General features: G+C 65.1%; 1 protein-coding gene. It reads right to left on the reverse strand.

What is annotated here, in order from left to right:
* Positions 1–275, reverse strand: a 275-nt coding sequence (locus tag CKO33_RS13335) for a methylenetetrahydrofolate reductase (protein WP_200182707.1), incomplete at both ends; no start/stop codon positions are given.

Here is a 275-nt window from a genome sequence, read left to right on the forward strand (position 1 = left end):
GTCCAGGAAGCGCAGGAAGATGGAATTGTCGAAGAATACCTGGGTGATCGCCCGGGTCGCCCCGGCATCGAGCTTGCGCTTGAGATTATCAAGATCCGCCTCGGGGCTGGCCGCCTGCGGGTGGGTTTCCGGATAGGCGGCGACCGAGATTTCGAAATCCGCGACCTTTCTCAGCCCCTCGACCAGATCCGCCGCGAAAGCATAGCCGCCCGGATGCGGCGCGTAGGCGGCCCCACCCGGCATGTCCCCGCGCAGCGCGACGATATGCTTGACCC

The organism is Ectothiorhodospira mobilis, from assembly GCF_016584115.1.
Lineage (GTDB): Bacteria > Pseudomonadota > Gammaproteobacteria > Ectothiorhodospirales > Ectothiorhodospiraceae > Ectothiorhodospira > Ectothiorhodospira mobilis.